A 23,361-nucleotide genomic window follows, 5' to 3' on the forward strand; every position below is an offset into this window, starting at 1 on the left:
CGGTGTCCGCGCTGCCGCTCGTTGTCTTAAACGCTCAGCGCCACAACGTAATTCGGTCCACGTCGGGGGCCCGCCGCGGCTCCCTTGGCTGGACTCGCGACGGCCTACTCGGTTTGCGATACGTCCCGTCGCGATATCGAATCTGCTTGTAACAGCTCATTTCTAACAATCACCCCGTCAAAGGGAGGAGTGTCTGGCATGACTTTGTTTGTCGCTTTCCGGGGGCTGGACACTTCCTGTGCCTGCGGGGGGGCATTTGACGAGGGTCCGGCGGCGACCGGCTGATCTTGACCGCGCCCGTCTGGATGGCATCGCCACCAGAGGTGCATTCGGCGTTGCTGAGCAGTGGGCCGGGACCGGGGCCTTTGTTGGCCGCGGCCGGAGCATGGAGCTCATTGAGCGCCGAATATGCCTCAGCTGCAGAAGAACTCATTGGGCTGCTGGCAGCCGCGCAGGGCTCGGCATGGGAGGGGCCGAGCGCCGAAACGTACGTGGCCGCCCACGCGCCGTACGTGGCCTGGTTGACGAAAGCCAGCGCGGACAGCGGCGCCGTCGCCGCCCAGCACGAGACGGTGGCCGCGGCGTACACGACCGCGCTAGCAGCGATGCCGACATTGCCGGAACTGGCCGCCAACCACGTCATCCACGGAGTGCTGGTCGCCACCAATTTCTTTGGCATCAATACCATCCCGATCGCACTCAACGAGGCGGACTACGTCCGGATGTGGATTCAGGCCGCGACGACGATGGCGACCTACGAAGCCGTGTCGGGCACGGCAGTGGCGGCCGCCCCCCGGAGCGTCGAAGCACCGCCGATTGTGAAGTCGGACACTGCGAGCGCCGCTACATCGAACCCGCTGGAACAGCTTCAACAGATCCCGCAGCAGCTCTTCCAGTTCGCCCTGCGGCTGATCGGCATGGACTGGGACCCCGTCAACGGCACCATCAACGGAATCCCGTACGCCTCCTACACGACACCGGGCCAGCCGGGCTATTGGGTCTCCCGACTGTTCCTGTTTGTGCAGGACTTTCAGGGCCTGCAGGATTGGATCCAGCTCTTGCTGACCAACCCGATCGCCGCCCTGCAGTCACTCGGCGGCATCACCCCCGCCCAGATCGTCGTGTATTTGGTGGCGCACCCGGTGCTGGCAGCGGTGCTCGGTACGTCGCCGTTGTGGTCGACATTGTCCACGCTGCCAGCGGCGGCGGCCAGCGCTGCCGCGGCCGCGGCCGTGCTGGCGCTGCCGCTTCCCGTGGCCGAAGTTCCCGCGCTGGCCCCGGCGCTGGCCCCGGTAGCCGCGGCGGCTGGCACTGCGCCGGCGGTCGCGGTCGCCCCGACGCTGGCCGGGTCCGTCGGAGGCGCTGCGCCCGGAGCTCCGGTCTCCGCCGCGGGCTCGGTCGCCACTTCAGCGCCACCGTCTGCCCCTCCGGCGGCCGGCACCGCATTTGTGCCGTACGCGATCGGTGGTGGTCCGGGCATCGGATTCGATTCGGGGTCGAAGACGCGCAGTCCTGTCAGCGCCCAGGCCAAGGCGCCCGAGCCGGACAGCGCTGCGGCGGCCGCGGCGGCCGCGTCGCGCCGTCGCAAACGCAGACGCCGTAAGCAGGACGAACCACTGCGCGCCTACGCCGACGAGTACGTCGACGTGGGACCCGACGACGTTGAGGAGCCGGCGGCTTCCGCATCCGGCGCGGGACCGCTGGGTTTTGCCGGCACCGCGGCAGAACGCCGTCGGCAAGCGGCCGGACTCGCGGTGGTGGCCGACGACGGATTCGGTGGTGGGCCGACGATTCCTTTGCTGCCGGGGTCTTGGGAGCCTGCCGAGGACGGTTAAGGCAGCAACACGATCGACCCGGTGGTCTTACGCCCCTCCAGGTCGGAATGCGCCCGTGCGGCTTCGGCCAGTGGATACGTGCCGCCGACCTCGATCCGTATGGCTCCGCTGGCGATCACCTCGAACAGTTCTTCGGCCCGCCAGCTGAACTCCTGGGCGCTGCGGACGAAGTGGGCCAGGGACGGGCGGGTCAGGTACACCGATCCGGCGTAGTTGAGCTGCTGCGGGTCGAACGGGGGAACGGGCCCGCTGGCCGCACCGAACAGGGCCAGCGTTCCGCGCACGGCCAGGCTGGCCAGGCTGGCGTCGAACGTGGTTGCGCCCACGCCGTCGTACACGACCGCCACTCCGGTACCCCCGGTGAGTTCCCGCACGCGCTGCCCGAACTGATAGGAGTCCTGCGGATAGGGGAGCACCTCGGCGGCGCCGGCTTGCCGAGACAACCGTTCCTTCTCTTCGTTGGAGACGGTGGTGATCACCCTGGCGCCCAGGTGCGTCGCCCATTGCGTCAGGATCAGCCCGACACCACCGGCGCCGGCGTGCACGAGTATGTCGTCCCCGCTTTGCACCGGATACACGGATTTGAGCAAGTATTGCGCGGTCAGTCCTTTCAGCAGTGCCGAGGCGGCGACCTGCGGGGAGATGCCGTCGGGTACCTTGGCGGTGAGAAACGCTGGGGCCGTGGCGAATTCGGCGTATGCCCCGTTGGCCGAGGCGCTGACCACCCGGTCACCCACGCTGAGATCGGGTCCGGCTTCCGACCCCAGCGCAACGACGGTGCCGCACACTTCCGAGCCGAGCACGAAGGGCAGTGGGCGAGGGTACTGGCCCGTGCGGAAGTAGGTGTCGATGAAATTGACCCCGATGGCTTCGGATTGGATCAGCACCTCACCGGGACCGGGCTCCGGTTGGGACACGTCGTTGTAGCCCAGCACTTCCGGGCCGCCGGTTTGGCTGACTTCTATCGCATGCATGTCGATATCATGCCCGGGCATGAAGCTCGCCCGACCGGACACCTTCCATCCGCGCATCGTGCTGGCCGGGTGCCCCCGAAACCCCGCGGGCGAGGCGGATGACGCCGGGCTGGTTGCGGCGCTGCGCCGGCGGGGCCTGCATGCCCGTTGGTTGTCCTGGGATGACCCAGAAACCGGTGCGGCACATCTGGTCATATTGCGGGCCACCCACGACTTTCCCGGTCGTCTGGAGGAATTCCTGACCTGGACGCGCCGGGTGCAGAACCTGCTGAACCCGCCCGCGGTGGTCGCATGGAACGTCGACCGCCGGTATCTCGGCGATCTCGCGCAACGCGGGGTCCCGACGCTTCCGGGCGAGGTGTACGCGCCCGGTGATCAGGTCCGGTTGCCGCAGACCGGCCGGGTCTTCGTCGGCCCGACCGTTGGGACCGGGACGAAGCGCTTCAGCGACCGGTTCGACGCGCACACCTACATCGCCGAACGCCACGAGGCCGGCCAGAGCGTGTTCGTGCAGTCCGGTGTGGCCGAAGAAACGGTGCTGGTCTTCATCGGTGGGAAACCGTCGCATGCGTTCACTGCCGTCGACAATGCGTTGCATCAGGGAGATGCCGATTTCGAGCTGTGGGACGTAGGCGCGGCAGCGTTGGCCGATCTCGGGGATTTGCTCTATGCACGGGTCCACTTGCTCGGTGGGCGGGTGCTCGAGGTTCAGCTGATCGACCCGTCGCTGGGCTGGCTGCGGTTGGACGCCGACACCCGCGGGCTGGCGCTGCGCGGTTTCGCGGTTGCCGTCGAGTCAGCTCTCGAGCGGTTCGGGCTGGGTCCGTTCTCGCATCGAGGCCCATAGCGCGGCGGTGGCGGCGGTGCAGGCCGCCGCGCCGGCCACATGGATGGCGACCAGGACCGCCGGTACCCCGGTGTAGTACTGGGCGGTGCCGACGCCGGCCTGCGCGAACACCAGCACTAGCAGCACTCCGAGCCGCCGCCTGACAGGCTGGGCGGCGTTCACCGCCAGCAAGCCGAACCCCAGACCCACCAGCAGTGCGAAATAGGACACCAGCAGCGACGAGTGCGCGTGCACCAGGTCGGTGATCTCGATCTTGAGGCGCGGCACCGTCCGGCTCGGGCTCTTATCGCCCGCATGCGGACCCGCCGCGGTCACCAGCGTCCCGGTCACCAGCACCGCGGCCAGATTCATCGCGCTCAGCACTGTGAGCAGCCGCAGCGGCTTGACGACCCGTTCGTGGACCACGCCATCGTCGGGCTCGCCGACCTTGACGAAGAGCAGTACCGACAACCAGACCATTGTCATGGACGCCAGCAGGTGGATCGCCACCGTCCACCACAACAGTCCGGTGCGGACCGTGATGCCACCGATGATGGCCTGGACGACTGTCGAGGCCGGCATCAGCCAGGCGTAGACCAGGACTTCTGGGCGCCGGCGCGCGCGGGTGACGGCCAGGACGGCGAGCGCGGCGGTGAGGACGACCGCGAAGGTGATCATCCGGTTGCCGAACTCGACGGCCTGGTGGATGCGAGGGACTTCGGCGACGGCTACCGGTGTGAAGCTGCCTGGGAAGCACTGTGGCCAGGTCGGACAGCCCAGGCCCGAGGCGGTGACCCGGACGATCGCGCCGGTGACCGCGATGCCGCCCTGGGTGAGTATGACGGCCGCGGCGATGATGCGCTGTACACGCAGGCTGGGGTTCGGCAGCTTGTCCACCACCCGCAGCAATGCTTGTCCGACGGCCACCGCCCGATCGTAGCGACGACTACATTGCGTAGTAGAAGCCGCCCTTGCATTGACTCTGCGTCTATGGCGTCAGCTACTCGCACTTTTGCGCCGTGAGCGCAGAGTCAAGCCCGCGCGCCTAGGTGAAACGGAACCACCTTCGCGCGGCCAGCGCCGCGAGAACGCCCCACACCACCAACACCGCAAGCCCGAACCAGTCCACCGACAGGCTCATCGCCTGCGACAAGGCCTCGGTCAGTGCGCCCGACGGCGTCACTCGCGCCACCCACTTGACGGCGGTGGGAACCATTCCGCTCTCGAGTGTCAGAGCGCCCAGACCGGCGAACACGAACCACAGCAGGTTGGCCAGCGCCAGCACGATCTCAGCCCGCAGGGTCCCGCCCAGCAGCAAGCCCAGCGAAGCGAATCCCGCGGTGCCCAGCGCAATGACCACAGCGCCCAACGCCAGCGCCGCGAACGCCGGCCGCCAGCCCAGCGCAAAACCAATGGCGCCCAACACCACCGACTGCAGGAACACGGTGAAGATGACGGCCAGCGCTTTGCCGGTGATGATGCCCCAGACTGGCAGCGGGGTCGCGCCGAGCCGCTTCAGCGCTCCGTAGCGCCGGTCGAATGCCACCGCGATCGCCTGCCCGGTGAACGCGGTCGAGATCACCGCCAGCGCCATGATGGCGGGCACGAACACCGCGGCCCGGTGCGGCCCGAACGAACCCAGCGGCAGCAGGGTGAGCCCGATGAGCAGCGTGATCGGGATGAACATCGTCAGCAGCAGCTGCTCGCCGTTGCGCAGCAGCAGCTTGGCTTCGAGGCTGAACTGCGCGAGCAGCATCCTGGACACGACGTTGGGGCGGGGGTCCGGGGTGAACGTGCCCGCTGGGAACAGGTCGCTCACTGCCGCAACCTCCGGCCGGTCAGATCGAGGAAGACGTCTTCGAGGCTGCGTTGCTCGACGCGCATATCGGTGGCCAGCACGTCGATCTGCGCGCACCATGCCGTCACCGTCGCCAGCACCTGGGGACCGACCGGGCCTTCGACGAGGTACTCACCCGGCGTTACCTCCGTCGTCTGGTAGTCCTCGGGCAGCGCGGAGGCCAGCAGGGACAGGTCAAGCCGTGGCGGCGCGGTGAAGCGCAGCTGGTCTTTGGCACCGCTGCGCATCAGCTCGGCGGGCGTGCCGGCGGCGACGGTCGCGCCGTGGTCGATGATTACCAACCGGTCGGCCAGTTCCTCGGCCTCCTTGAGCTGGTGGGTAGTGAGCACCACCGTGACGCCGTCGCGGCGCAGCGCGTCGATCAGCTCCCATACCAGTAGCCGGGCGTGGGCGTCCATGCCGGCGGTGGGTTCGTCCAGGAACACCAGCTCGGGGCGTCCCACCAGCGCGCACGCCAGCGCGAGGCGCTGCTGCTGGCCGCCGGACAGCCGCCGGTAGGTAGTGCGGGCGGCTTCGGTGAGCCCGAGCGTTTCCAGCAGCCACTGCGGGTCCAGCGGGTCGGCGGCGTAGGACGCCACCAAGCTGAGCATCTCGCCGGCGCGGGCCGCCGGATACCCCCCGCCGCCCTGCAGCATCACGCCGATGCGCGTGCGCAGGCGGGCGTTGTCGGCGATCGGGTCCAGACCGAGCACCTCGATGGTGCCGGCATCGGGACGGGTGAAGCCCTCGCACATCTCCACGGTGGTGGTCTTGCCGGCACCGTTGGGGCCCAGCAACGCGAACACCTCAGCGGTATGCACCTCGAGATCGAGGCTGGACACGGCCGTGACGGACCCGTACTGCTTGCATACCCCGCGCAGCCGCACCGCGATGTCGCGGTCCTGGGGGAGTGAGCTCACGTGGAGTCAGCGTAGGCGTCGGTTGTCGCCTCGGGACGGGGAGTGCTCCGCGGGGTGGCCGGGGTCACAGGATCAGTGGGCGTTGAGGAGGCCACCGCCTCGGTCGGCGCGGCGCCGTCACCGTTGGGCAGCGGCCGCCACGGTAGTCGGGTGTAGGTCAGCGCGATCAGTACCACCACGATGAACGCGCTGGCCAGGGTGGCGTCAACGATCTGGAACAGCGCGAAGCGGTCGCCGTTGGCAGTGGGTCCGAAGATGCCGATGATCAGGGTGATGACAATCACGGCCACCCGGAATCCGTGCCGGGTCGCCCAGGCCGCCAGCGGGATGATCGCCCACAGCAGATACCACGGCTGCACGACGGGGAACAGCAGCACCGTCAGGCCCAGCGCCACTCCGAGGCCCCCGATGGGGTGCAACCGGCCGCGGAAGACCGCCACCAGCAGCCAGCACACCAGGACCATGATGATGAGCACACCGATGCCACGGGTCAGGGACAACACCGCGGTGGTGTGATCGCCCAGCCCCAGCAGAATGCCCACCTGGCCGGTGCCCAGCGCCAGCAGCGTGGGCGGCGACATCCAGCTGCGCACCACATTCGCGGTGCCCAGCGTGTAAATCCAGCCGAAACCGAGCCCACTGGCCCAACCGACCAGTCCCATCACCGCCAGCGACAACGCCGCCATCGCGCCACCGGACAACAGCAGCGCCTTCAACGTGCCGCCGCACCGGTACGCCAGAGCCATCGTCACGAAGCCGAGCGCCAGCAGCGACGGCAGCTTCACCTGCGACGACAGCACGATCAGGATCGAGCCCCCCACCAACATGCCCAGCGGTTGCCAGTCCGGCCCGATGCGCCAGGAGTCCGGTTTGAGCGAACGGGTGGCGTCGATGCCGCGCAGGGCGTACTCGGCGCCGGTCAGCATCAGGCCGAGCATCAACGCCTCGTTGTGGATGCCGGCGACCAGGTGCATGAACAGCAGCGGATTGGCCGCGCCCAGCCACAACGCGCTGACCTCGGCCACGCCGCAGCGCCGCGCCAGCCGCGGCGTCGCCCACACGATCAACGCCACGCCGAGCAACACCACCAGCCGGTGACACAGCACCGCCGCAACGATGTTCTCCCCGGTGATCGACGAAATGCCCCGGCCGATCCACAGGAAAAGTGGGCCGTAGGGCGCCGGTGTCTCCCGCCACAGGCTCGGTACCGAGAGGGTGAACACATGGCCCAGGCCCAGGCCGGAGGCCGGTCCCACCCGGTACGGGTCGAGGCCTTCCAGCGAAATCTGACTCTGGGCAAGGTAGGAGTAGACGTCTTTGCTGTACATCGGCGGTGCGATCAGCAGCGGCAGCATCCACAACACCAGGGTGCGGTCCACGTCGCCGCGGGACATCCGCCGCTTGCCGATCGCGAAGCGGCCGAGCATCAACCAGGCCAGCGCCATCATGACCGCGCCGGTGGTGGTCATGGTCAGCGACACGGTCTGGATCCGCGACGGCAGGTTCAGCAGCCGCACGCCGAAGGTGGGGTCCTGGACAACCGGCCGCGCGCCGTCGCCCAGCGCGCCGATAGCCATCAGCACGGTGCCCGTGGCACCGAACAACCGGGTGCGTTTGAGCGCCGTGAGCTCGGCGGCGTTGAGGGGTTTGCCCACCGTCTGCTCGTCGCCGTGCAGGCTGGCGATCGACGAGCTCAGGGTGTGGTGGCGGGCTGCCATCAGAGCAGACTAGCCCCGGGCACCTGTGACCAGCGCAACGCAGTTGATAGGGCACCCTTCCTGGACCGGCTGCCGGAATTGCGTCACACTGGTGTTGTGAAAATCCGAACCGAGCTGGACGCTGCCGTGCCCGCGGCCGGTGCTGCCGGGTCGGATGGTCACACCCGCCGCGCGATCGTGCGGTTGCTGCTGGAATCCGGCTCGATTACTGCCGGCGAGATCGGCGAGCGTTTGAGCCTGACCGCCGCCGGGGTTCGGCGTCACCTCGACGCGCTGATCGAGGCCGGTGACGCCGAGTCCGTGCCTGCCGCGCCATGGCAGCAGGTCGGACGTGGCCGGCCGGCCAAGCGCTACCGGTTGACGGCGGCGGGCCGCGGCAAGCTCGACCACGCCTACGACGATCTGGCCGCCGCGGCGATGCGTCAATTGCGGGAGATTGGCGGCGACGAGGCCGTGCGGAAATTCGCCAGGCGCCGCATCGACGCGCTACTGGCCGATGTCGACGCGGCGGAGGGGCCGGACGAGGCCGCTGTGGAAGCCGCTTCGGAGCGGATCGCCAACGCGTTGACGAAGGCGGGCTACGTCGCTACCACCACCCGGGTGGGCGGGCCCATCCACGGTGTGCAAATCTGCCAGCACCACTGCCCAGTCGCTCATGTCGCCGAGGAATTCCCGGAATTGTGCGAAGCCGAGCAGCAAGCCATGTCGGACGTGCTCGGCACCCACGTACAGCTGCTGGCGACCATCGTCAACGGCGACTGCGCCTGCACCACCCACGTACCACTTACCCCGGCGCCCAGCCCGCGCTCAACCACCAACAAAGGAGCGTCCTCATGACACTCGAAGCCGCACGGACCGCCGAGCCGCTCACCCAGGAGCAGACCATCGACTCGCTCGGCCGGTACGGCTACGGCTGGGCCGACTCCGACGTGGCCGGTGCCAGCGCGCAGCGGGGGTTGTCCGAGGCGGTGGTGCGTGACATCTCCGCGAAGAAGAACGAGCCCGAGTGGATGCTCGAGACCCGCCTGAAGGCCCTGCGCACGTTCGACAAGAAGCCGATGCCGAACTGGGGATCCAACCTCGAAGGAATCGACTTCGACAACATCAAGTACTTCGTGCGCTCCACCGAAAAGCAGGCGGCCAGCTGGGAAGAGCTGCCCGAAGACATCCGCAACACCTACGACCGGCTCGGCATCCCCGAGGCCGAAAAGCAGCGTCTTGTTGCCGGTGTGGCGGCGCAGTACGAATCCGAGGTCGTCTACCACCAGATCCGCGAGGACCTGGAGGCCCAGGGTGTCATCTTCCTGGACACCGACACCGGCCTGCGTGAGCACCCGGAGATCTTCCAGCAATACTTCGGCACCGTGATCCCGGCCGGTGACAACAAGTTCTCGGCGCTCAACACCGCCGTGTGGAGTGGCGGCTCGTTCATCTACGTCCCGCCGGGAGTGCACGTCGACATCCCGCTGCAGGCCTACTTCCGGATCAACACCGAGAACATGGGCCAGTTCGAGCGCACGCTGATCATCGTCGACGAGAACGCCTATGTGCACTACATCGAGGGCTGCACCGCGCCGATCTACAAGTCGGACTCGCTGCACTCCGCGGTGGTCGAGATCATCGTGAAGCCAGGTGGCCGTTGCCGTTACACGACGATCCAGAACTGGTCGAACAACGTCTACAACCTGGTCACCAAGCGCGCCCGCGCCGAGGCCGGCGCCACCATGGAGTGGGTCGACGGCAACATCGGGTCGAAGGTGACGATGAAGTACCCGGCAGTCTGGATGACCGGCGAGCACGCCAAGGGCGAGGTACTGTCGATCGCGTTCGCCGGCGAGGACCAGCACCAGGACACCGGCGCCAAGATGCTGCATCTCGCGCCGAACACGTCGAGCAACATCGTGTCCAAGTCGGTGGCCCGCGGTGGCGGCCGCACCTCCTACCGCGGTCTGGTGCAGGTGAACAAAGGAGCGCATGGGTCGCGCTCCTCTGTGAAATGCGATGCGCTGCTGGTCGATACGATCAGCCGCAGCGACACCTACCCCTACGTCGACATCCGCGAGGACGACGTCACGATGGGCCACGAGGCCACCGTCTCCAAGGTCAGCGAGAACCAGCTGTTCTACCTGATGAGTCGCGGCATGACCGAAGACGAGGCCATGGCAATGGTGGTGCGCGGCTTCGTCGAGCCGATCGCCAAGGAACTGCCGATGGAGTACGCGCTGGAGCTCAACCGGTTGATCGAGTTGCAGATGGAGGGCTCTGTGGGATGACGAGTCCTACGACCGCTCCCACGGGATCAGCCGCCGCCGCACTCAACAAAGGAGAGTTGTTCTCCTCCTTCGATGTCGAAGCCTTCGAGGTGCCGCACGGCCGGGATGAGATCTGGCGGTTCACGCCGCTGAAGCGGCTGCGCGGTCTGCACGACGGGTCCGCCCATGCCACCGGCAACGCCACGATCACCGTCAGCGAGCACAAAGGCGTACAGACCGAGAGGGTGCACCGCGGTGACGAACGGCTCGGCGAGGGCGGCGTCCCCGCGGATCGCATTGCCGCGCAAGCTTTTTCGTCGTTCAACTCCGCGACCCTGGTTAGCGTCGCCCGCGACACCCAGGTCGCCGAGCCGGTGAACGTCACCGTCACCGGTCCCGGAGCCGGCGCGGTCGCGTACGGGCATCTGCAGATCCGGGTGGCTGAACTGGCGGAGGCCGTCGTCGTCATCGACCACAAGGGCAGTGGAACCTACGCCGACAACGTGGAATTCGTCGTCGACGATGCCGCCCGACTCACCGTCATCTCGATTGCCGATTGGGCGGACGACATGGTGCACGTCAGCGCTCATCACGCGCGGCTCGGCAAGGATGCGGTGCTGCGCCACGTCACCGTCACGCTTGGCGGCGAGGTGGTTCGGACCGCCACCAACGTGCGGTTCGCCGGACCCGGCGGTGACGCGGACCTGCTGGGTTTGTACTTCGCCGACGACGGCCAGCACCTCGAATCGCGGCTGCTGGTCGACCACGCCCAGCCGGACTGCCGGTCCAACGTGTTGTACAAGGGTGCGCTGCAAGGGGATCCGTCCTCGCGGTTACCCGACGCACACACCGTGTGGGTGGGAGATGTGCTGATCCGCGCCGAAGCCACCGGCACCGACACGTTTGAGATGAACCGCAATCTGGTGCTCACCGACGGCGCCCGCGCCGACTCGGTGCCCAACCTGGAGATCGAGACCGGCGAGATCGTCGGCGCCGGGCACGCCAGCGCCACCGGACGATTCGACGACGAGCAACTGTTCTACCTGCGCTCCCGCGGCATCCCCGAAGAGCAGGCCCGCCGCCTGGTGATTCGCGGGTTCTTCGGCGAAATCATCGCCAAGATCGCGGTGCCCGAGATCCGGGAGCGCTTGACCGACGCCATCGAACACGAACTGGAAATAACGGAAAAACAGTATGACCACATTGGAAATCAAAGACCTGCACGTCAGCGTCGCAGGCCCAAACGCCACCGATGGGCAGGGCGAGATCCCCATCCTCAAAGGTGTCGACCTGACGGTGAAATCCGGTGAGACGCATGCCTTGATGGGCCCCAATGGTTCCGGCAAGTCGACGTTGTCCTACGCCGTCGCGGGGCACCCCAAGTATCAGGTGACGTCGGGGTCGATCACCCTGGACGGCGCGGACGTGTTGGCCATGAGCGTCGACGAGCGGGCGCGGGCCGGGCTCTTCCTGGCCATGCAGTACCCCGTCGAGGTGCCGGGCGTGTCGGTGTCGAACTTCCTGCGGTCGGCCGCCACCGCCATCCGCGGTGAGGCGCCCAAGCTGCGGCACTGGGTCAAAGAGGTCAAGTCGGCCATGGCCGCACTCGAGATCGACCCCGCATTCGCCGAACGCAGTGTCAACGAAGGCTTTTCCGGCGGTGAGAAGAAGCGCCACGAGATCCTGCAGCTCGAGTTGCTTAAGCCCAAGATCGCCATCCTGGACGAGACGGACTCCGGTCTGGACGTCGATGCGCTGCGCGTGGTGAGCGAGGGCGTCAACCGCTACGCCCAGGCCGAAGACGCCGGCATCCTGCTGATCACGCACTACACCCGGATCTTGCGCTACATCCACCCCGAGTTCGTGCACGTCTTCGTCGGCGGCCGCATCGCCGAGTCGGGTGGTCCGGAACTCGCCGACGAACTTGAGCAGAACGGGTACGTGCGCTTCACGCAGACGGCGGTAACTGGGGCATAACATGAGCACCGCGCTGGACCTCACGGCGATCCGGGCCGACTTTCCGATCCTCAAGCGCATCATGCGCGGCGGAAATCAGTTGGCGTACTTGGATTCCGGGGCGACATCGCAACGGCCGCTGCAGGTGCTCGACGCCGAACGCGAGTTTCTCCTCACCTCCAACGGCGGTGTGCACCGCGGTGCACACCAGTTGATGGAAGAGGCCACCGACGCCTACGAGCAGGGCCGTGCCGACATCGCCGCGTTCGTCGGTGCCGACGCCGACGAACTGGTGTTCACCAAGAACGCCACCGAGTCACTGAACCTGGTGTCGTATGTGTTGGGGGACAGCCGTTTCGAGCGCGCGGTGGGCCCCGGAGACGTGATCGTCACCACCGAGCTCGAGCACCACGCGAACCTGATCCCGTGGCAGGAGCTGGCCCGCCGCACCGGCGCCACGCTCAAGTGGTTCGGCGTGACAGAGGACGGCCGCATCGATCTCGACTCACTGGAACTCGACAGTACCGTGAAAGTCGTTGCGTTCAGTCATCATTCCAACGTGACCGGTGCATTGGCGCCGGTGCCGGAACTGGTGGCGCGAGCCCAGGCCGTCGGCGCACTGACTGTGCTGGACGCCTGCCAGTCGGTGCCGCACCAGCCCGTCGACTTCCACGAGCTGGACGTTGATTTCGCGGCGTTCTCAGGGCATAAGATGCTGGGTCCTAATGGAATCGGGGTGCTCTACGGACGCCGGCAGCTGCTCGCCTCGCTGCCCCCGTTCATCACCGGTGGCTCGATGATCGAGACCGTCACCATGGAGACCTCCACCTACGCGCCGGCCCCACAGCGCTTCGAAGCCGGCACCCCGATGACTTCGCAGGTGGTCGGTCTGGCCGCCGCCGCGCGCTATCTCGGCGCGATCGGCATGGGCGCCGTTGAATTGCACGAACGTGACTTGGTTGCGCGAGCTATCGAGGGGCTGTCCGGCATCGACGGGGTCCGCATCGTCGGCCCGACGTCGATGGCCGACCGTGGATCTCCGGTCTCGTTCGTGGTCGACGGTGTGCACGCGCACGACGTCGGTCAGGTGCTCGACGACGACGGTGTCGCCGTGCGGGTCGGGCACCACTGCGCGTTGCCGCTGCACCGCAGGTTCGGTTTGGCCGCCACCGCCCGGGCGTCGTTCGCGGTGTACAACACCGCCGAGGAAGTGGACCGTCTGGTGGCCGGCGTACAGCGGTCGATCGAATTCTTCGGGAGAGCCTGACGGTGCGTCTCGAGCAGATCTACCAGGACGTGATCCTGGACCATTACAAGCACCCGCATAACCGCGGGCTGCGCGAACCATTCGCCGCCGAGGTGTCCCACGTCAACCCCGTCTGTGGTGACGAGGTCACGCTGCGAGTCGCGCTCTCTGACGACGGCGCGACCGTCTCCGACATCTCCTACGACGGGCAGGGGTGTTCGATCAGTCAAGCCTCGACATCGGTGCTGACCGAGCAGGTGATCGGGCAGAGCGTGCCCGAAGCGCTGCGCACCCTCGATGCGTTCACCGAGATGGTCTCTTCGCGCGGGAACGTGCAGGGTGACGAGGACGTTTTGGGTGACGGAGTAGCGTTCGCAGGAGTGGCCAAGTATCCGGCGCGGGTGAAATGTGCGCTGCTCGGCTGGATGGCGTTCAAAGACGCCCTGGCGCAGGCCCACGCGATCCTCGAGGAGGTTGACCAATGAGCGAGACCACCGCGCCCGGTAGCGACACCAGCGCGTCCGACCAGAATTTCCTCGCCGAAGTCGAGGAGGCGATGCGCGACGTGGTCGACCCGGAACTGGGCATCAACGTCGTCGACCTCGGCCTGGTCTACGGGATGAATCTCGAAGAGGGCGACGAGGGAACCATCGCGCTCATCGACATGACACTGACGTCCGCGGCCTGCCCGCTCACCGACGTCATCGAAGACCAGTCGCGATCCGCGCTGGTGGGCGCCGGCCTGGTCGACGAGATCCGGATCAACTGGGTCTGGAATCCGCCGTGGGGTCCGGACAAGATCACCGAAGAGGGCCGCGAGCAGCTGCGCGCGCTCGGTTTCACCGTCTGAGCCAACTCGGCGGCGCGGTATCTCGGTGTCGAGGACGCAATGCTATTGCCGGCCAAGCATTTCTTTCAGGACGCTTGCCCGAGAGAAGTCGCCCCAGCGGTGGCTCGCATCGTAAAGGACGGCGGTTAGGTCGGTCATCATCCGCCGTGCCCGTGTGGCTTACCACCGGGCCCACACTTGCCGTCGACCGCCGGTCGCAGGCTGATGGAGCTCGCCTGCAGCACGCCGCCGTCGCCCTGAGTTCCTCGCGCGGTCAGGCATTTGCCCGCGGTGATGGCTTGGCTGGTCGCGGGGTTCTGTTTGGTGTAGCGGGTTTTGGTGGTGACGGTGGCCGACGCCGGGGCGGCATCGGTGGTGATGTTGAGGGTGCTACCGGTGACGGACGCGACGGTGCCGTTGATGGCCGGGCGTTTGGCGGGTTCCTTGGGCTGCGGGCACTTGCCGTCGGCCGCGGGACTGATCCGCACCATGGTTGCGGTGGCGGGCTGACCGTTCGGAGCTTCCCGGGTCAGCACGGTGACGCAACTGCCCGGGGTGACATCGGTCAGCACTGCGGGGGTGACCTCGGTGATCTTGGTTGACGGCGTGAAATCGACTGTCGCGCTGGTGTTTCCCTGGTCATTCTGTTGCGTCACCTGTGCCGCGCTGCCTGAGACCGATGCGATGAGTCCGCTGACCCGGGATTGGCCTTCGGGCGGCGGTGCCGCGGCTGCCGTCGATGTGCTCGACGTGGCCGATGGTGCGGGCGGACCGGCCTTGTTCGACGAGCCGCAAGCGGCGACCGACAGCGCGGTTATCGCTGCGAGCGTCAAGACGGCGAACCGGGCGGGCCGGTGAGTGCGCGAAGACATCAAAGCTGCTCCAATCGTGGGCTAGTCCCAACAAGCGGGTCTACCCGCGGCAGCTTTGTACTAGCTGTGTGTTTAGAAGGCGTCTTCTGGCATGCGCATGATTTCGTCGTCAATTTGTTCGATGACGCTGCGCACTCCGCTTAGCTTGGGCAGCATGTTCTTGGCGAAGAACGCCGACACCGCGACCTTCCCCTGATAGAACGCCCGGTCGCCGTCCGATGGTTCGCCCGCCAGCGCCGCCTGCGCCACATTGGCTTGGTCCAGCAGTCGCCAGCCGATCAGCAGGTCCCCGACGGCCAACAGGTAGCGCGTTGAGCCCAAACCCACCTTGTAGATGTCGGTGGGGTGTTGGGCGGCCGACATCAGGTATCCCATCAGCGCGGTGGTCATGGCCGTCACGTCTTCAAGTGCGCGCTGGACCAATTCGGATTGATCCTTAAGAGATTCGTCGGTGTTCTCCAGGGTCTTGTTGATCTGAGTCGTCACGTGCTGCAGCGCCCGGCCGTGGTCCCGCACGATCTTGCGGAAGAAGAAGTCCAGCGCCTGAATAGCGGTGGTGCCCTCGTAGAGCGAATCGATCTTCGAGTCGCGGATGTACTGCTCGAGGGGATAATCGGTCAGGAAGCCCGAGCCACCCAGTGTCTGCAGCGACTCGGTCAGGATCTCGTAGGCACGTTCGGATCCCACGCCTTTGACGATGGGCAGCAGCAGATCATCCACACGGTGTGCCATGTCGTGATCGGCACCCGAAACACGTTCTGCCACAGCGTCATCCTGGTGTGCCGCGGCGTAGAGGTACAGCGCCCGCAGGCCTTCGGCGTAAGCCTTCTGGGTCATGAGGCTGCGACGCACATCGGGGTGGTGCATGATCGTCACCCGCGGCGCGGTCTTGTCCGTCATCTGCGTCAGGTCCGCGCCCTGGATCCGTTCCTTGGCATAGGCGAGGGCGTTCAGGTAGCCAGTCGACAGGGTGCCCGCCGATTTGACGCCGATCGTCATGCGCGCGTGCTCGATGACGGTGAACATTTGCGCGATCCCGTTGTGCACGCCGCCGACCAGATACCCGACGGCAGGCACATCCGTGGCCCCGAACGTGACCTCGCACGTGGGCGAGGACTTCAGGCCCATCTTGTGTTCGAGCCCGGTGACGTATACCCCGTTGCGGGAACCGATTTCGCCGGTGTCGGGGTCGAACAGGTAGTTGGGCACGTAGAACAGGCTCAGGCCCTTGGTGCCGGGGCCGGCACCCTCAGGGCGCGCCAGTACCAGGTGGAAGATGTTCTCGGCGGTGTCGCCGACGTCGCCGCCGGAGATGAACCGCTTGACGCCTTCGATATGCCAAGTGCCATCGGGTTGTTCGATCGCCTTGGCGCGGCCGGCGCCCACATCGGAACCGGCATCGGGCTCGGTGAGGACCATGGTGGCCTGCCAACCGCGCTCGATTCCCAAAGCGGCCCAACGCTTCTGTTCGTCGTTGCCTTCGACGAACAGCGACTGCGAAAACACCGGGCCGAGGTTGAAGAAGCACACCGACGGGTTGGCGCAATAGATCATCTCGTTGACAGCCCAGGTCAGCGGCGGGGGAGCGGCCATGCCGCCGATCTCCTCGGCCATGCCGAGCCGCCACCACTCGGCGTCCTTGATCGCCTGCACCGTCTTCACCAACTCCGGAGCGACGCTGATGCTGTGCGTCGCCGGGTCGAACACCGGCGGGTTACGGTCGGCGAAGGCAAACGTTTCGGCAACCGGCCCTTCGGCCAATCTGGCCGCCTCGGACAGGATCGTGCGGACCGTGTCGACGTCCAGGTCGGCGTAATCACCGGTGCCCAGGACGGCGCCGACATCGAGAACTTCGAGCAGGTTGAACTCGAGATCACGGACGTTGGCGATGTAATGCCCCACTGCGGTTCCTTCCACTCAGGCTGGTGGGTCCTAAGTGTCTCCGACGCGAAAAAACGTACGCAACCGTAAGTAAGGGCTGCTAACCGTTCGCGCCGTTCTGGCCGAAGAGCAGCCCGCGCTGGCCGCCTTGACCGGGAGTGCTGCCGATGGTGGCGCCGCCGCCGGCACCGCCGTTGCCGACTAAGAGCGCATTTCCGCCATTGCCACCGCTGCCGCTTAGTGTCCCGCCTCTGCCGCCGTCCCCGCCGTCCCCGATCAGTCCGGCCTGGCCGCCGAACCCACCGTTGCTGGTGCTACCGCCGCCGCCCCCGGCGCCGCCGTTGCCCACGAGGAATCCGGCGGCGCCGCCGTTGCCGCCACCGCCGAAGGAGAGGGAATTGCCACCCGCACCGCCGCTGCCAATCAACCATGCCCTACCGCCGGCACCGCCGCCGGCGAATCCGCCGCCGCCCGCGCCCCCATTGCCATAGAAGAATCCGCCGTTGCCTCCGGCGCCGCCGACTCCGCCAGGAATGCCCTGGCCCCCGGCCCCACCGCTGCCGAACAGCAGCGCGGACCCGCCGCTGCCACCGTTGACGCCGTTTCCGCCGTTTCCGAACAGGATTCCCCCGCCCTCACCGTTCGGGTTTGCCGCCGTGCCGTCCGCGCCGTTGCCGATCAGCGGGCGATTGAAGAGTGTCCTCGCCGGCGCGTTGATCGCGTCGAGCACCGGTTGCAGCGGACCCAGGTTCGTCGCCTCCGCGAGCGCGTAAGCGTTCGCACCGCCGGCCATGGTGCGCACGAATTGCTCATGGAACGACGCAATTTGGGTGCTGATGGCTTGATAGCCCTGGGCGTGTGCGCCGAAGACCGCCGCGACGGCTCTTGAGACTTCATCGGCTCCCGCGGCCACGACGGCGGTGGTCTCAGCAGCCGCCGCCGAATTGGCCTCATTGATCAGTGCACCGACGCGGGACAGATTCCCGGCCGCTTGTGAAACGAGATCGGTATTTGCGACCACGAACGACATCCCGCACCTCCTGCGAAGAGTCTGTAACGGATGAATCGTATCCCTATTTCGCAACATTGATCATGAAATCGTCAGGCATTTTTTCAAAGGATTCCGCCTGCTCAACGGCGTCTTTCTAGGCCCGCCGCCCATGTCGGGTCATCAACTGAGGTTGCCGTCGTATGCCTTGTGCCAGAGGCCAATTCAATGACATACCGAGATACAACCGAGACCTCCGCATCGGTCGGTCTCAATACACTCGGTGCAGCCGGACCAATCCCACCCCTGCGAGGCCGCCGGAATGACCCTGACCGCCCTGGAAGCGACCGCTTCTGAGGCCACTCTCGCCCGCGTTTCGCCCCGCGTCGCCCGTCCGATGAGTTGGCATGCGGCGCTGTGGTCGGTGATGTCGGTGCGCTGGGCGGCGGTCGCGCTGCTGCTTTTCCTGGCCGGCTCGGTGGCTCAGCTCAACGGCGCGCCGCACGCGGTCTGGTGGGCGCTGTATCTGGTCTGCTATCTGGCCGGCGGCTGGGGTTCGGCATGGGCCGGAGCGCAGGCGCTGCGCAACAAGGCGCTCGACGTGGATCTGCTGATGATCGTCGCCGCGATCGGAGCGGTTGCGATCGGACAGATCTTCGACGGTGCCTTGCTGATAGTGATTTTCGCGACCTCCGGTGCCCTCGACGAGGTTGCCACCAAGCACACCGCGGACTCCGTGAGGGGACTACTGGACTTGGCGCCCGACCGAGCCGTGGTGCTCGACGGTGACGGGCGGGAACGGGTGGTGCCTGCCGCCGAGTTGGCGGTGGGCGACCGCGTGGTGGTCCGGCCCGGTGAGCGAATCCCGGCCGACGCCGCCGTGCTGTCGGGCTCGTCAGAAGTCGACCAGCGTTCCATCACCGGCGAATCGATGCCAGTGGCAAAGTCGGCGGGAGATGACGTGTTCGCGGGCACCGTCAACGGGTCGGGCGCATTGCATCTCGTCGTCACCCGCGACCCGTCGCAGAGCGTGGTCGCCCGGATCGTCCAACTGGTGTCCGAGGCGTCGGCCACCAAAGCCAAAACCCAACTCTTCATTGAACGAATCGAACAGCATTATTCGCTCGGGGTGGTCGCAGCCACCCTCGCCCTGATCAGCATTCCGCTGATGCTGGGCCAGCCGCTGCAACCAGTTCTGTTGCGCGCCATGACATTCATGATCGTGGCCTCGCCGTGCGCGGTGGTGCTGGCGACCATGCCGCCGCTGCTGGCCGCGGTGGCCAACGCGGGTCGGCACGGGGTTCTGGTCAAGAGCGCGGTGGTGGTGGAACACCTCGCCGATGCCAGCATCGTCGCAATGGACAAGACGGGCACGCTGACTTGCGGCACGCCGCGACTCACCACCGTCGAGGCGCTGCGGCCCGAACTGTTCGACGTGGCGGCGATTCTCCAATTAGCCGCTGCCGCAGAACAATCCAGTGAGCACCCGCTGGGGCGGGCGGTCGTGGAGGAGGCGCGGCGCCGTCAGGTCGTGATTCCCGCCGCCGAGGACTTCCGGGCCGTGCCGGGCCGCGGAGTGCGTGCCACCGTGGGCCGCGACTTCGTCGAGGTGTGCAATCCGCACGGCTACCGTGGGGTTGCCCCGGCCGAATTGGCGTCCATAGTGGCGCTCGGGGCGACCGCCGCCATCGTGCTCGTCAACGGGGTGGCCGTCGGAGTCCTCGGGCTCACCGATCGGATCCGTGCCGATGCCGCCGGATCCGTGGCGGCGCTGACCGAGCTGACGTCGACACCGCCGGTGCTGTTGACCGGCGACAACGGGCGCGCGGCGCGGCGGGCCGCCGCCGAGGCCGGGATCGGGGAGGTGCGCGCCGGGCTGCTGCCCGAGCAGAAGGTCGAGGCGGTGCGCGAGTTGCAGGCTGCGGGTCACCGGGTGCTCGTCGTCGGTGATGGTGTGAACGATGCCCCCGCGATGGCCGCCGCATGGACATCGGTGGCCATGGGTGCCGGCGCCGACCTCACGCTGCAAACCGCGGACGCCGTCACCGTCGGCGACGAACTCCACGCCATCCCGACACTCGTCGCACTGGCCCGGCAAGCTCGCCGGGTGGTGATGGCCAACCTCGCCATCGCCGGTACCTGCATCACGGTGCTGGTGTTGTGGGATCTGTTCGGCCAGTTGCCGCTGCCGCTGGGGGTGGCGGGTCATGAAGGGTCGACCTTGCTGGTCGCGCTGAACGGCATGCGCCTGTTGACCGACCGCAGCTGGCGGGCCGCCATGGCAAGGTTTGCTGGGACGCCGCGGACTCGGGAACAACGACCACCCGGCGGGCGTTGAGGGGACTGTGAGCACTCAAGACTTAACTGCTGCGCAGTTCAACGAAACCGTCAACGGCAACGACATGGTGCTGGTTGACTTCTGGGCGTCCTGGTGTGGACCGTGCCGCGCCTTCGCGCCGACGTTCAAGGCCGCCTCGGAGAACCACCCCGACGTGGTGTTTGCCAAGGTTGACACCGAGGCCGAGCAGGAATTGGCCGCGGCCGCCCAGATCCGCTCGATTCCCACTCTGATGGCTTTCAAAAAGGGCAAGCTGCTGTTCAACCAGCCGGGCGCGCTGCCGCCCGCAGCGCTGGAAGACCTGGTGCAGCAACTCAAGGCCTACGAGTTCGACGAAGCCACCGAAGTCTGAGCCTGCGGCGTACGCGACTTCGCCAGCGCCGCAGCAATCTCGGGCTTGCGTTACCGTTCAAAGGTGAGTTTGGTCCTCCTGGAACATCCGCGGCCCGAGATCGCCCTCATCACCCTCAATCGCCCCGAGCGAATGAATTCCATGGCGTTTGACGTCATGGTGCCGCTCAAAGAGACCCTGGAGCAGGTCACCTACGACAACTCGGTGCGTGTGGTGGTCCTCACCGGCGCCGGGCGTGGCTTCTCCTCGGGTGCTGATCACAAGTCCGCGGGAACCGTCCCGCACGTCGAGGACCTGACCCGCCCGACCTACGCGCTGCGGTCGATGGAGTTGCTCGACGACATCATCCTGGCGCTGCGGCGGCTGCACCAACCGGTCATCGCAGCCGTCAACGGCGCGGCCATCGGCGGAGGGCTGTGCCTGGCGCTAGCCGCCGACATCCGCGTTGCGTCCACCAGCGCTTATTTCCGGGCGGCCGGCATCAACAATGGTCTGACCGCGAGCGAATTAGGCCTGAGCTACCTGCTACCAAGAGCCATCGGGGCGTCCCGTGCCTTCGAGATCATGCTCACCGGCCGGGACGTCAGCGCCGAGGAGGCGGAGCGGATCGGGCTGGTCTCCTGTCAGGTGCCCGGAGCGCAGTTGCTCGACACCTGCTATGCGATCGCCGCACGCATCGCGGCGTTCTCGCGGCCGGGAATCGAGTTGACCAAACGCACATTGTGGAGTGGACTGGACGCCGGCAGCCTTGAGGGGCACATGCAGGCCGAGGGCCTGGGACAGCTTTTCGTCCGTCTGCTCACCTCCAACTTCGAAGAAGCAGTTGCTGCGCGCGCGGAGAAGCGCCCGCCGGTTTTCACCGACGACAAGTAAGACAAGCAAGACAAAGACCAGGGAGCGAATGTGATCACGGCTACGGGCCTTGAGGTCCGCGCTGGTGCGCGCATTCTGCTGTCTCCCGATGGTCCGGACCTGCGGGTGCAGCCCGGCGACCGGATCGGACTGGTCGGTCGTAACGGCGCCGGCAAGACGACGACGCTGCGGATCCTGGCCGGGGAGGGCCAACCCTATGCCGGGACGCTCACCCGTAAGGGTGACATCGGCTATCTGCCGCAGGACCCCAAAGAGGGCGACCTTGATGTGCTGGCGCGCGACCGGGTGCTCTCGGCCCGCGGCCTCGATGTGCTGCTCACCGATTTGGAAAAACAGCAGGCACTGATGGCTGAGGTCGCCGACGACGATGCGCGCGACCGCGCCATCCGTCGCTATGGCCAGCTCGAGGAGCAGTTCGTCGCGCTCGGCGGCTACGGCGCGGAAAGCGAGGCGGGGCGCATCTGCGCCAGCCTCGGTTTGCCGGAGCGGGTGCTGACCCAGCAGCTGCGCACCCTCTCGGGCGGTCAGCGCCGCCGGGTGGAGCTGGCGCGGATCTTGTTCGCCGCCTCTGACAGTGGGGCCGGGTCGGCCACCACGCTGCTGCTGGACGAGCCGACCAACCACCTCGACGCGGATTCGGTCGGCTGGCTGCGTGACTTCCTGCGCTCCCACACCGGCGGCCTCGTCATCATCAGCCACAACGTGGATCTGCTCGCCGACGTGGTGAACCGGGTCTGGTTCCTTGACGCCGTGCGCGGCGAAGTCGACGTCTACAACATGACCTGGCAGAAGTATCTCGACGCTCGCGCGACCGACGAGCAGCGTCGCCGCCGGGAACGCGCCAACGCCGAACGCAAGGCGGCAGCGCTGCGCACCCAGGCCGCCAAATTGGGCGCCAAAGCCACCAAAGCCGTTGCAGCACAGAACATGTTGCGCCGCGCCGATCGGATGATGGCCGCTCTCGATGAGGAACGCGTGGCCGACAAGGTGGCCCGGATCAAGTTCCCGACGCCCGCGCCGTGCGGCCGGACCCCGCTGGTGGCCAAGGGGTTGAGCAAGACCTACGGCTCCCTCGAGGTGTTCACCGGCCTCGACCTGGCGATCGACCGCGGCTCGCGGGTTGTGGTACTGGGCCTCAACGGCGCCGGCAAAACCACGCTGCTGCGGCTGCTGGCCGGGGTCGAGACACCCGACACCGGCGGCTTGGAGCCCGGGCACGGCATGCGGATCGGATACTTCGCCCAGGAGCACGACACCCTGGACAACGACGCCACCGTTTGGCAGAACATCCGGCACGCCGCGCCCGAGTCGGGTGAGCAGGACCTGCGTGGCCTGCTCGGGGCGTTCATGTTCAGCGGACCGCAACTCGACCAGCCCGCCGGCACACTGTCCGGCGGTGAGAAGACGCGGCTCGCCCTGGCCGGGCTGGTGGCCTCGACGGCCAATGTGTTGCTGCTCGACGAACCGACCAACAACCTCGACCCGGCCTCGCGCGAGCAGGTGCTGGACGCGCTGCGCAGCTACCAGGGCGCGGTGGTGCTGGTGACGCACGACCCGGGCGCGGCCGAGGCGCTGGATCCGCAGCGTGTCCTGCTGCTTCCCGACGGCACCGAGGACTATTGGTCCGAGGAGTATCGGGACCTCATCGAGTTGGCCTGATCGGT

Annotated in this window: 20 protein-coding genes and 2 pseudogenes; 14 read left to right on the top strand and 8 right to left on the bottom strand. The window is 67.0% G+C overall.

Annotated elements, in window-relative coordinates:
- Positions 1-287: 287 nt before the first annotated feature.
- Positions 288-1,835, top strand: a complete 1,548-nt coding sequence (locus BN972_RS09620; RefSeq protein WP_036355666.1) for a PPE family protein — start codon at positions 288-290, stop codon at positions 1,833-1,835.
- On the opposite strand, the gene BN972_RS09625 is transcribed toward BN972_RS09620, so the two are convergent.
- Complete coding sequence (locus BN972_RS09625) at positions 1,832-2,809, bottom strand: quinone oxidoreductase family protein (protein WP_036355669.1); 978 nt, start codon at positions 2,807-2,809, stop codon at positions 1,832-1,834. The genes BN972_RS09620 and BN972_RS09625 overlap by 4 nt on opposite strands.
- 19 nt (positions 2,810-2,828) lie before the next feature.
- Here BN972_RS09625 and BN972_RS09630 point away from each other — a divergent pair, with 19 nt between their 5' ends.
- On the top strand, positions 2,829-3,656 hold the full coding sequence (locus BN972_RS09630; RefSeq protein WP_036355671.1) for an ATP-grasp domain-containing protein: 828 nt from the start codon (positions 2,829-2,831) through the stop codon (positions 3,654-3,656).
- Here the strand turns inward: BN972_RS09630 and BN972_RS09635 are convergent.
- The 4 genes from BN972_RS09635 to mptB form a co-directional block, all read right to left on the bottom strand.
- Entirely contained in the window at positions 3,606-4,535 is a 930-nt protein-coding gene (locus BN972_RS09635; RefSeq protein ID WP_200869722.1) for a COX15/CtaA family protein, read from the bottom strand. The two genes, BN972_RS09630 and BN972_RS09635, sit on opposite strands and share 51 nt — an antisense overlap.
- A 145-nt stretch (positions 4,536-4,680) precedes the next feature.
- On the bottom strand, positions 4,681-5,391 hold the full coding sequence (locus BN972_RS09640) for an ABC transporter permease (protein WP_235192427.1): 711 nt from the start codon (positions 5,389-5,391) through the stop codon (positions 4,681-4,683).
- A 59-nt stretch (positions 5,392-5,450) separates the two neighbouring features.
- Positions 5,451-6,392, bottom strand: a complete 942-nt coding sequence (locus BN972_RS09645; protein WP_036355679.1) for an ABC transporter ATP-binding protein — start codon at positions 6,390-6,392, stop codon at positions 5,451-5,453.
- Complete coding sequence (gene mptB / locus BN972_RS09650) at positions 6,389-8,110, bottom strand: polyprenol phosphomannose-dependent alpha 1,6 mannosyltransferase MptB (protein WP_036355681.1); 1,722 nt, start codon at positions 8,108-8,110, stop codon at positions 6,389-6,391. The genes BN972_RS09645 and mptB overlap by 4 nt, the downstream gene beginning before the upstream one ends.
- 60 nt (positions 8,111-8,170) lie before the next feature.
- Between mptB and BN972_RS09655 the strand changes: the two genes are divergently transcribed.
- The 7 genes and pseudogenes from BN972_RS09655 to BN972_RS09685 all read left to right on the top strand — a co-directional run bounded on the left by BN972_RS09655 (position 8,171) and on the right by BN972_RS09685 (position 14,414).
- Entirely contained in the window at positions 8,171-8,947 is a 777-nt protein-coding gene (locus BN972_RS09655) for a helix-turn-helix transcriptional regulator (RefSeq protein ID WP_235192428.1), read from the top strand.
- Positions 8,944-10,383, top strand: coding sequence for a Fe-S cluster assembly protein SufB (gene sufB / locus BN972_RS09660; RefSeq protein ID WP_036355684.1), 1,440 nt, complete (start codon positions 8,944-8,946; stop codon positions 10,381-10,383). Before BN972_RS09655 ends, sufB begins: the two co-directional genes overlap by 4 nt.
- Positions 10,380-11,549: pseudogene (gene sufD, locus BN972_RS09665) on the top strand (Fe-S cluster assembly protein SufD); the annotation flags it as partial. The gene sufB and the pseudogene sufD, both read left to right, overlap by 4 nt.
- A gap of 7 nt (positions 11,550-11,556) precedes the next feature.
- Entirely contained in the window at positions 11,557-12,339 is a 783-nt protein-coding gene (gene sufC, locus BN972_RS09670) for a Fe-S cluster assembly ATPase SufC (protein ID WP_036355688.1), read from the top strand.
- Position 12,340: 1 nt separating this feature from the next.
- Positions 12,341-13,585 carry a cysteine desulfurase gene (locus BN972_RS09675; RefSeq protein ID WP_036355691.1) on the top strand — a complete coding sequence of 415 codons (1,245 nt, stop codon included), beginning with the start codon at positions 12,341-12,343 and terminating at the stop codon, positions 13,583-13,585.
- Positions 13,582-14,071 (top strand): annotated as a pseudogene (gene sufU, locus BN972_RS09680) (Fe-S cluster assembly sulfur transfer protein SufU). Before BN972_RS09675 ends, sufU begins: the two are co-directional and overlap by 4 nt.
- Positions 14,046-14,414, top strand: coding sequence for a metal-sulfur cluster assembly factor (locus BN972_RS09685; protein ID WP_036355695.1), 369 nt, complete (start codon positions 14,046-14,048; stop codon positions 14,412-14,414). The pseudogene sufU and the gene BN972_RS09685 overlap by 26 nt, the downstream one beginning before the upstream one ends.
- Before the next feature lie 137 nt (positions 14,415-14,551).
- Here the strand turns inward: BN972_RS09685 and BN972_RS09690 are convergent, their stop codons facing one another.
- Positions 14,552-15,049, bottom strand: a complete 498-nt coding sequence (locus BN972_RS09690; RefSeq protein ID WP_051545185.1) for a DUF5666 domain-containing protein — start codon at positions 15,047-15,049, stop codon at positions 14,552-14,554.
- Between the two features lie 28 nt (positions 15,050-15,077).
- On the opposite strand from BN972_RS09690, the gene BN972_RS30255 reads away from it, so the two are divergent.
- Positions 15,078-15,251 (top strand): hypothetical protein, encoded by a 174-nt coding sequence (locus BN972_RS30255; protein WP_235192395.1) that lies wholly within the window; start codon positions 15,078-15,080, stop codon positions 15,249-15,251.
- 86 nt (positions 15,252-15,337) lie between these two features.
- Here BN972_RS30255 and BN972_RS09695 read toward each other — a convergent pair whose 3' ends face one another.
- Positions 15,338-17,167, bottom strand: coding sequence for an acyl-CoA dehydrogenase (locus tag BN972_RS09695; protein ID WP_036357158.1), 1,830 nt, complete (start codon positions 17,165-17,167; stop codon positions 15,338-15,340).
- Between the two features lie 79 nt (positions 17,168-17,246).
- Positions 17,247-18,176: a PE family protein gene (locus BN972_RS09700; protein ID WP_036355699.1), complete on the bottom strand. Its 930-nt coding sequence runs from the start codon at positions 18,174-18,176 to the stop codon at positions 17,247-17,249.
- Positions 18,177-18,456: 280 nt separating this feature from the next.
- Between BN972_RS09700 and BN972_RS09705 the strand changes: the two genes are divergently transcribed.
- The 4 genes from BN972_RS09705 to BN972_RS09720 are packed head-to-tail and all read left to right on the top strand — an operon-like array spanning position 18,457 to position 23,356.
- Positions 18,457-20,472 (top strand): heavy metal translocating P-type ATPase, encoded by a 2,016-nt coding sequence (locus BN972_RS09705; protein WP_051545345.1) that lies wholly within the window; start codon positions 18,457-18,459, stop codon positions 20,470-20,472.
- Positions 20,473-20,479: 7 nt separating this feature from the next.
- A complete protein-coding gene (gene trxA, locus BN972_RS09710) occupies positions 20,480-20,824 on the top strand; it encodes a thioredoxin (RefSeq protein WP_036355702.1) in 345 nt (114 codons plus the stop codon).
- Between the two features lie 36 nt (positions 20,825-20,860).
- Complete coding sequence (locus BN972_RS09715; RefSeq protein WP_261785910.1) at positions 20,861-21,697, top strand: enoyl-CoA hydratase; 837 nt, start codon at positions 20,861-20,863, stop codon at positions 21,695-21,697.
- A 30-nt stretch (positions 21,698-21,727) separates the two neighbouring features.
- A complete protein-coding gene (locus tag BN972_RS09720; RefSeq protein ID WP_036355708.1) occupies positions 21,728-23,356 on the top strand; it encodes an ABC-F family ATP-binding cassette domain-containing protein in 1,629 nt (542 codons plus the stop codon).
- The last annotated feature ends 5 nt before the right edge of the window (positions 23,357-23,361 follow it).

It is taken from the genome of Mycobacterium asiaticum DSM 44297 (assembly GCF_000613245.1).
Taxonomy (GTDB): Bacteria; Actinomycetota; Actinomycetes; order Mycobacteriales; family Mycobacteriaceae; genus Mycobacterium; species Mycobacterium asiaticum.

What these genes read in the sequence shown, in the direction of transcription:
- BN972_RS09705 (WP_051545345.1), top strand. Translation starts at nt 18,457, where the DNA reads ATGACCCTGACCGCCCTGGAAGCGACCGCTTCTGAGGCCACTCTCGCC.
- BN972_RS30255 (WP_235192395.1), top strand. Translation starts at nt 15,078, where the DNA reads ATGAGTCCGCTGACCCGGGATTGGCCTTCGGGCGGCGGTGCCGCGGCT.
- BN972_RS09675 (WP_036355691.1), top strand. Translation starts at nt 12,341, where the DNA reads ATGAGCACCGCGCTGGACCTCACGGCGATCCGGGCCGACTTTCCGATC.
- mptB (WP_036355681.1), bottom strand. Translation starts at nt 8,110, where the DNA reads ATGGCAGCCCGCCACCACACCCTGAGCTCGTCGATCGCCAGCCTGCAC.
- BN972_RS09630 (WP_036355671.1), top strand. Translation starts at nt 2,829, where the DNA reads ATGAAGCTCGCCCGACCGGACACCTTCCATCCGCGCATCGTGCTGGCC.
- BN972_RS09625 (WP_036355669.1), bottom strand. Translation starts at nt 2,809, where the DNA reads ATGCATGCGATAGAAGTCAGCCAAACCGGCGGCCCGGAAGTGCTGGGC.
- sufB (WP_036355684.1), top strand. Translation starts at nt 8,944, where the DNA reads ATGACACTCGAAGCCGCACGGACCGCCGAGCCGCTCACCCAGGAGCAG.
- BN972_RS09640 (WP_235192427.1), bottom strand. Translation starts at nt 5,391, where the DNA reads ATGCTGCTCGCGCAGTTCAGCCTCGAAGCCAAGCTGCTGCTGCGCAAC.
- sufC (WP_036355688.1), top strand. Translation starts at nt 11,557, where the DNA reads ATGACCACATTGGAAATCAAAGACCTGCACGTCAGCGTCGCAGGCCCA.
- BN972_RS09700 (WP_036355699.1), bottom strand. Translation starts at nt 18,176, where the DNA reads ATGTCGTTCGTGGTCGCAAATACCGATCTCGTTTCACAAGCGGCCGGG.
- BN972_RS09685 (WP_036355695.1), top strand. Translation starts at nt 14,046, where the DNA reads ATGAGCGAGACCACCGCGCCCGGTAGCGACACCAGCGCGTCCGACCAG.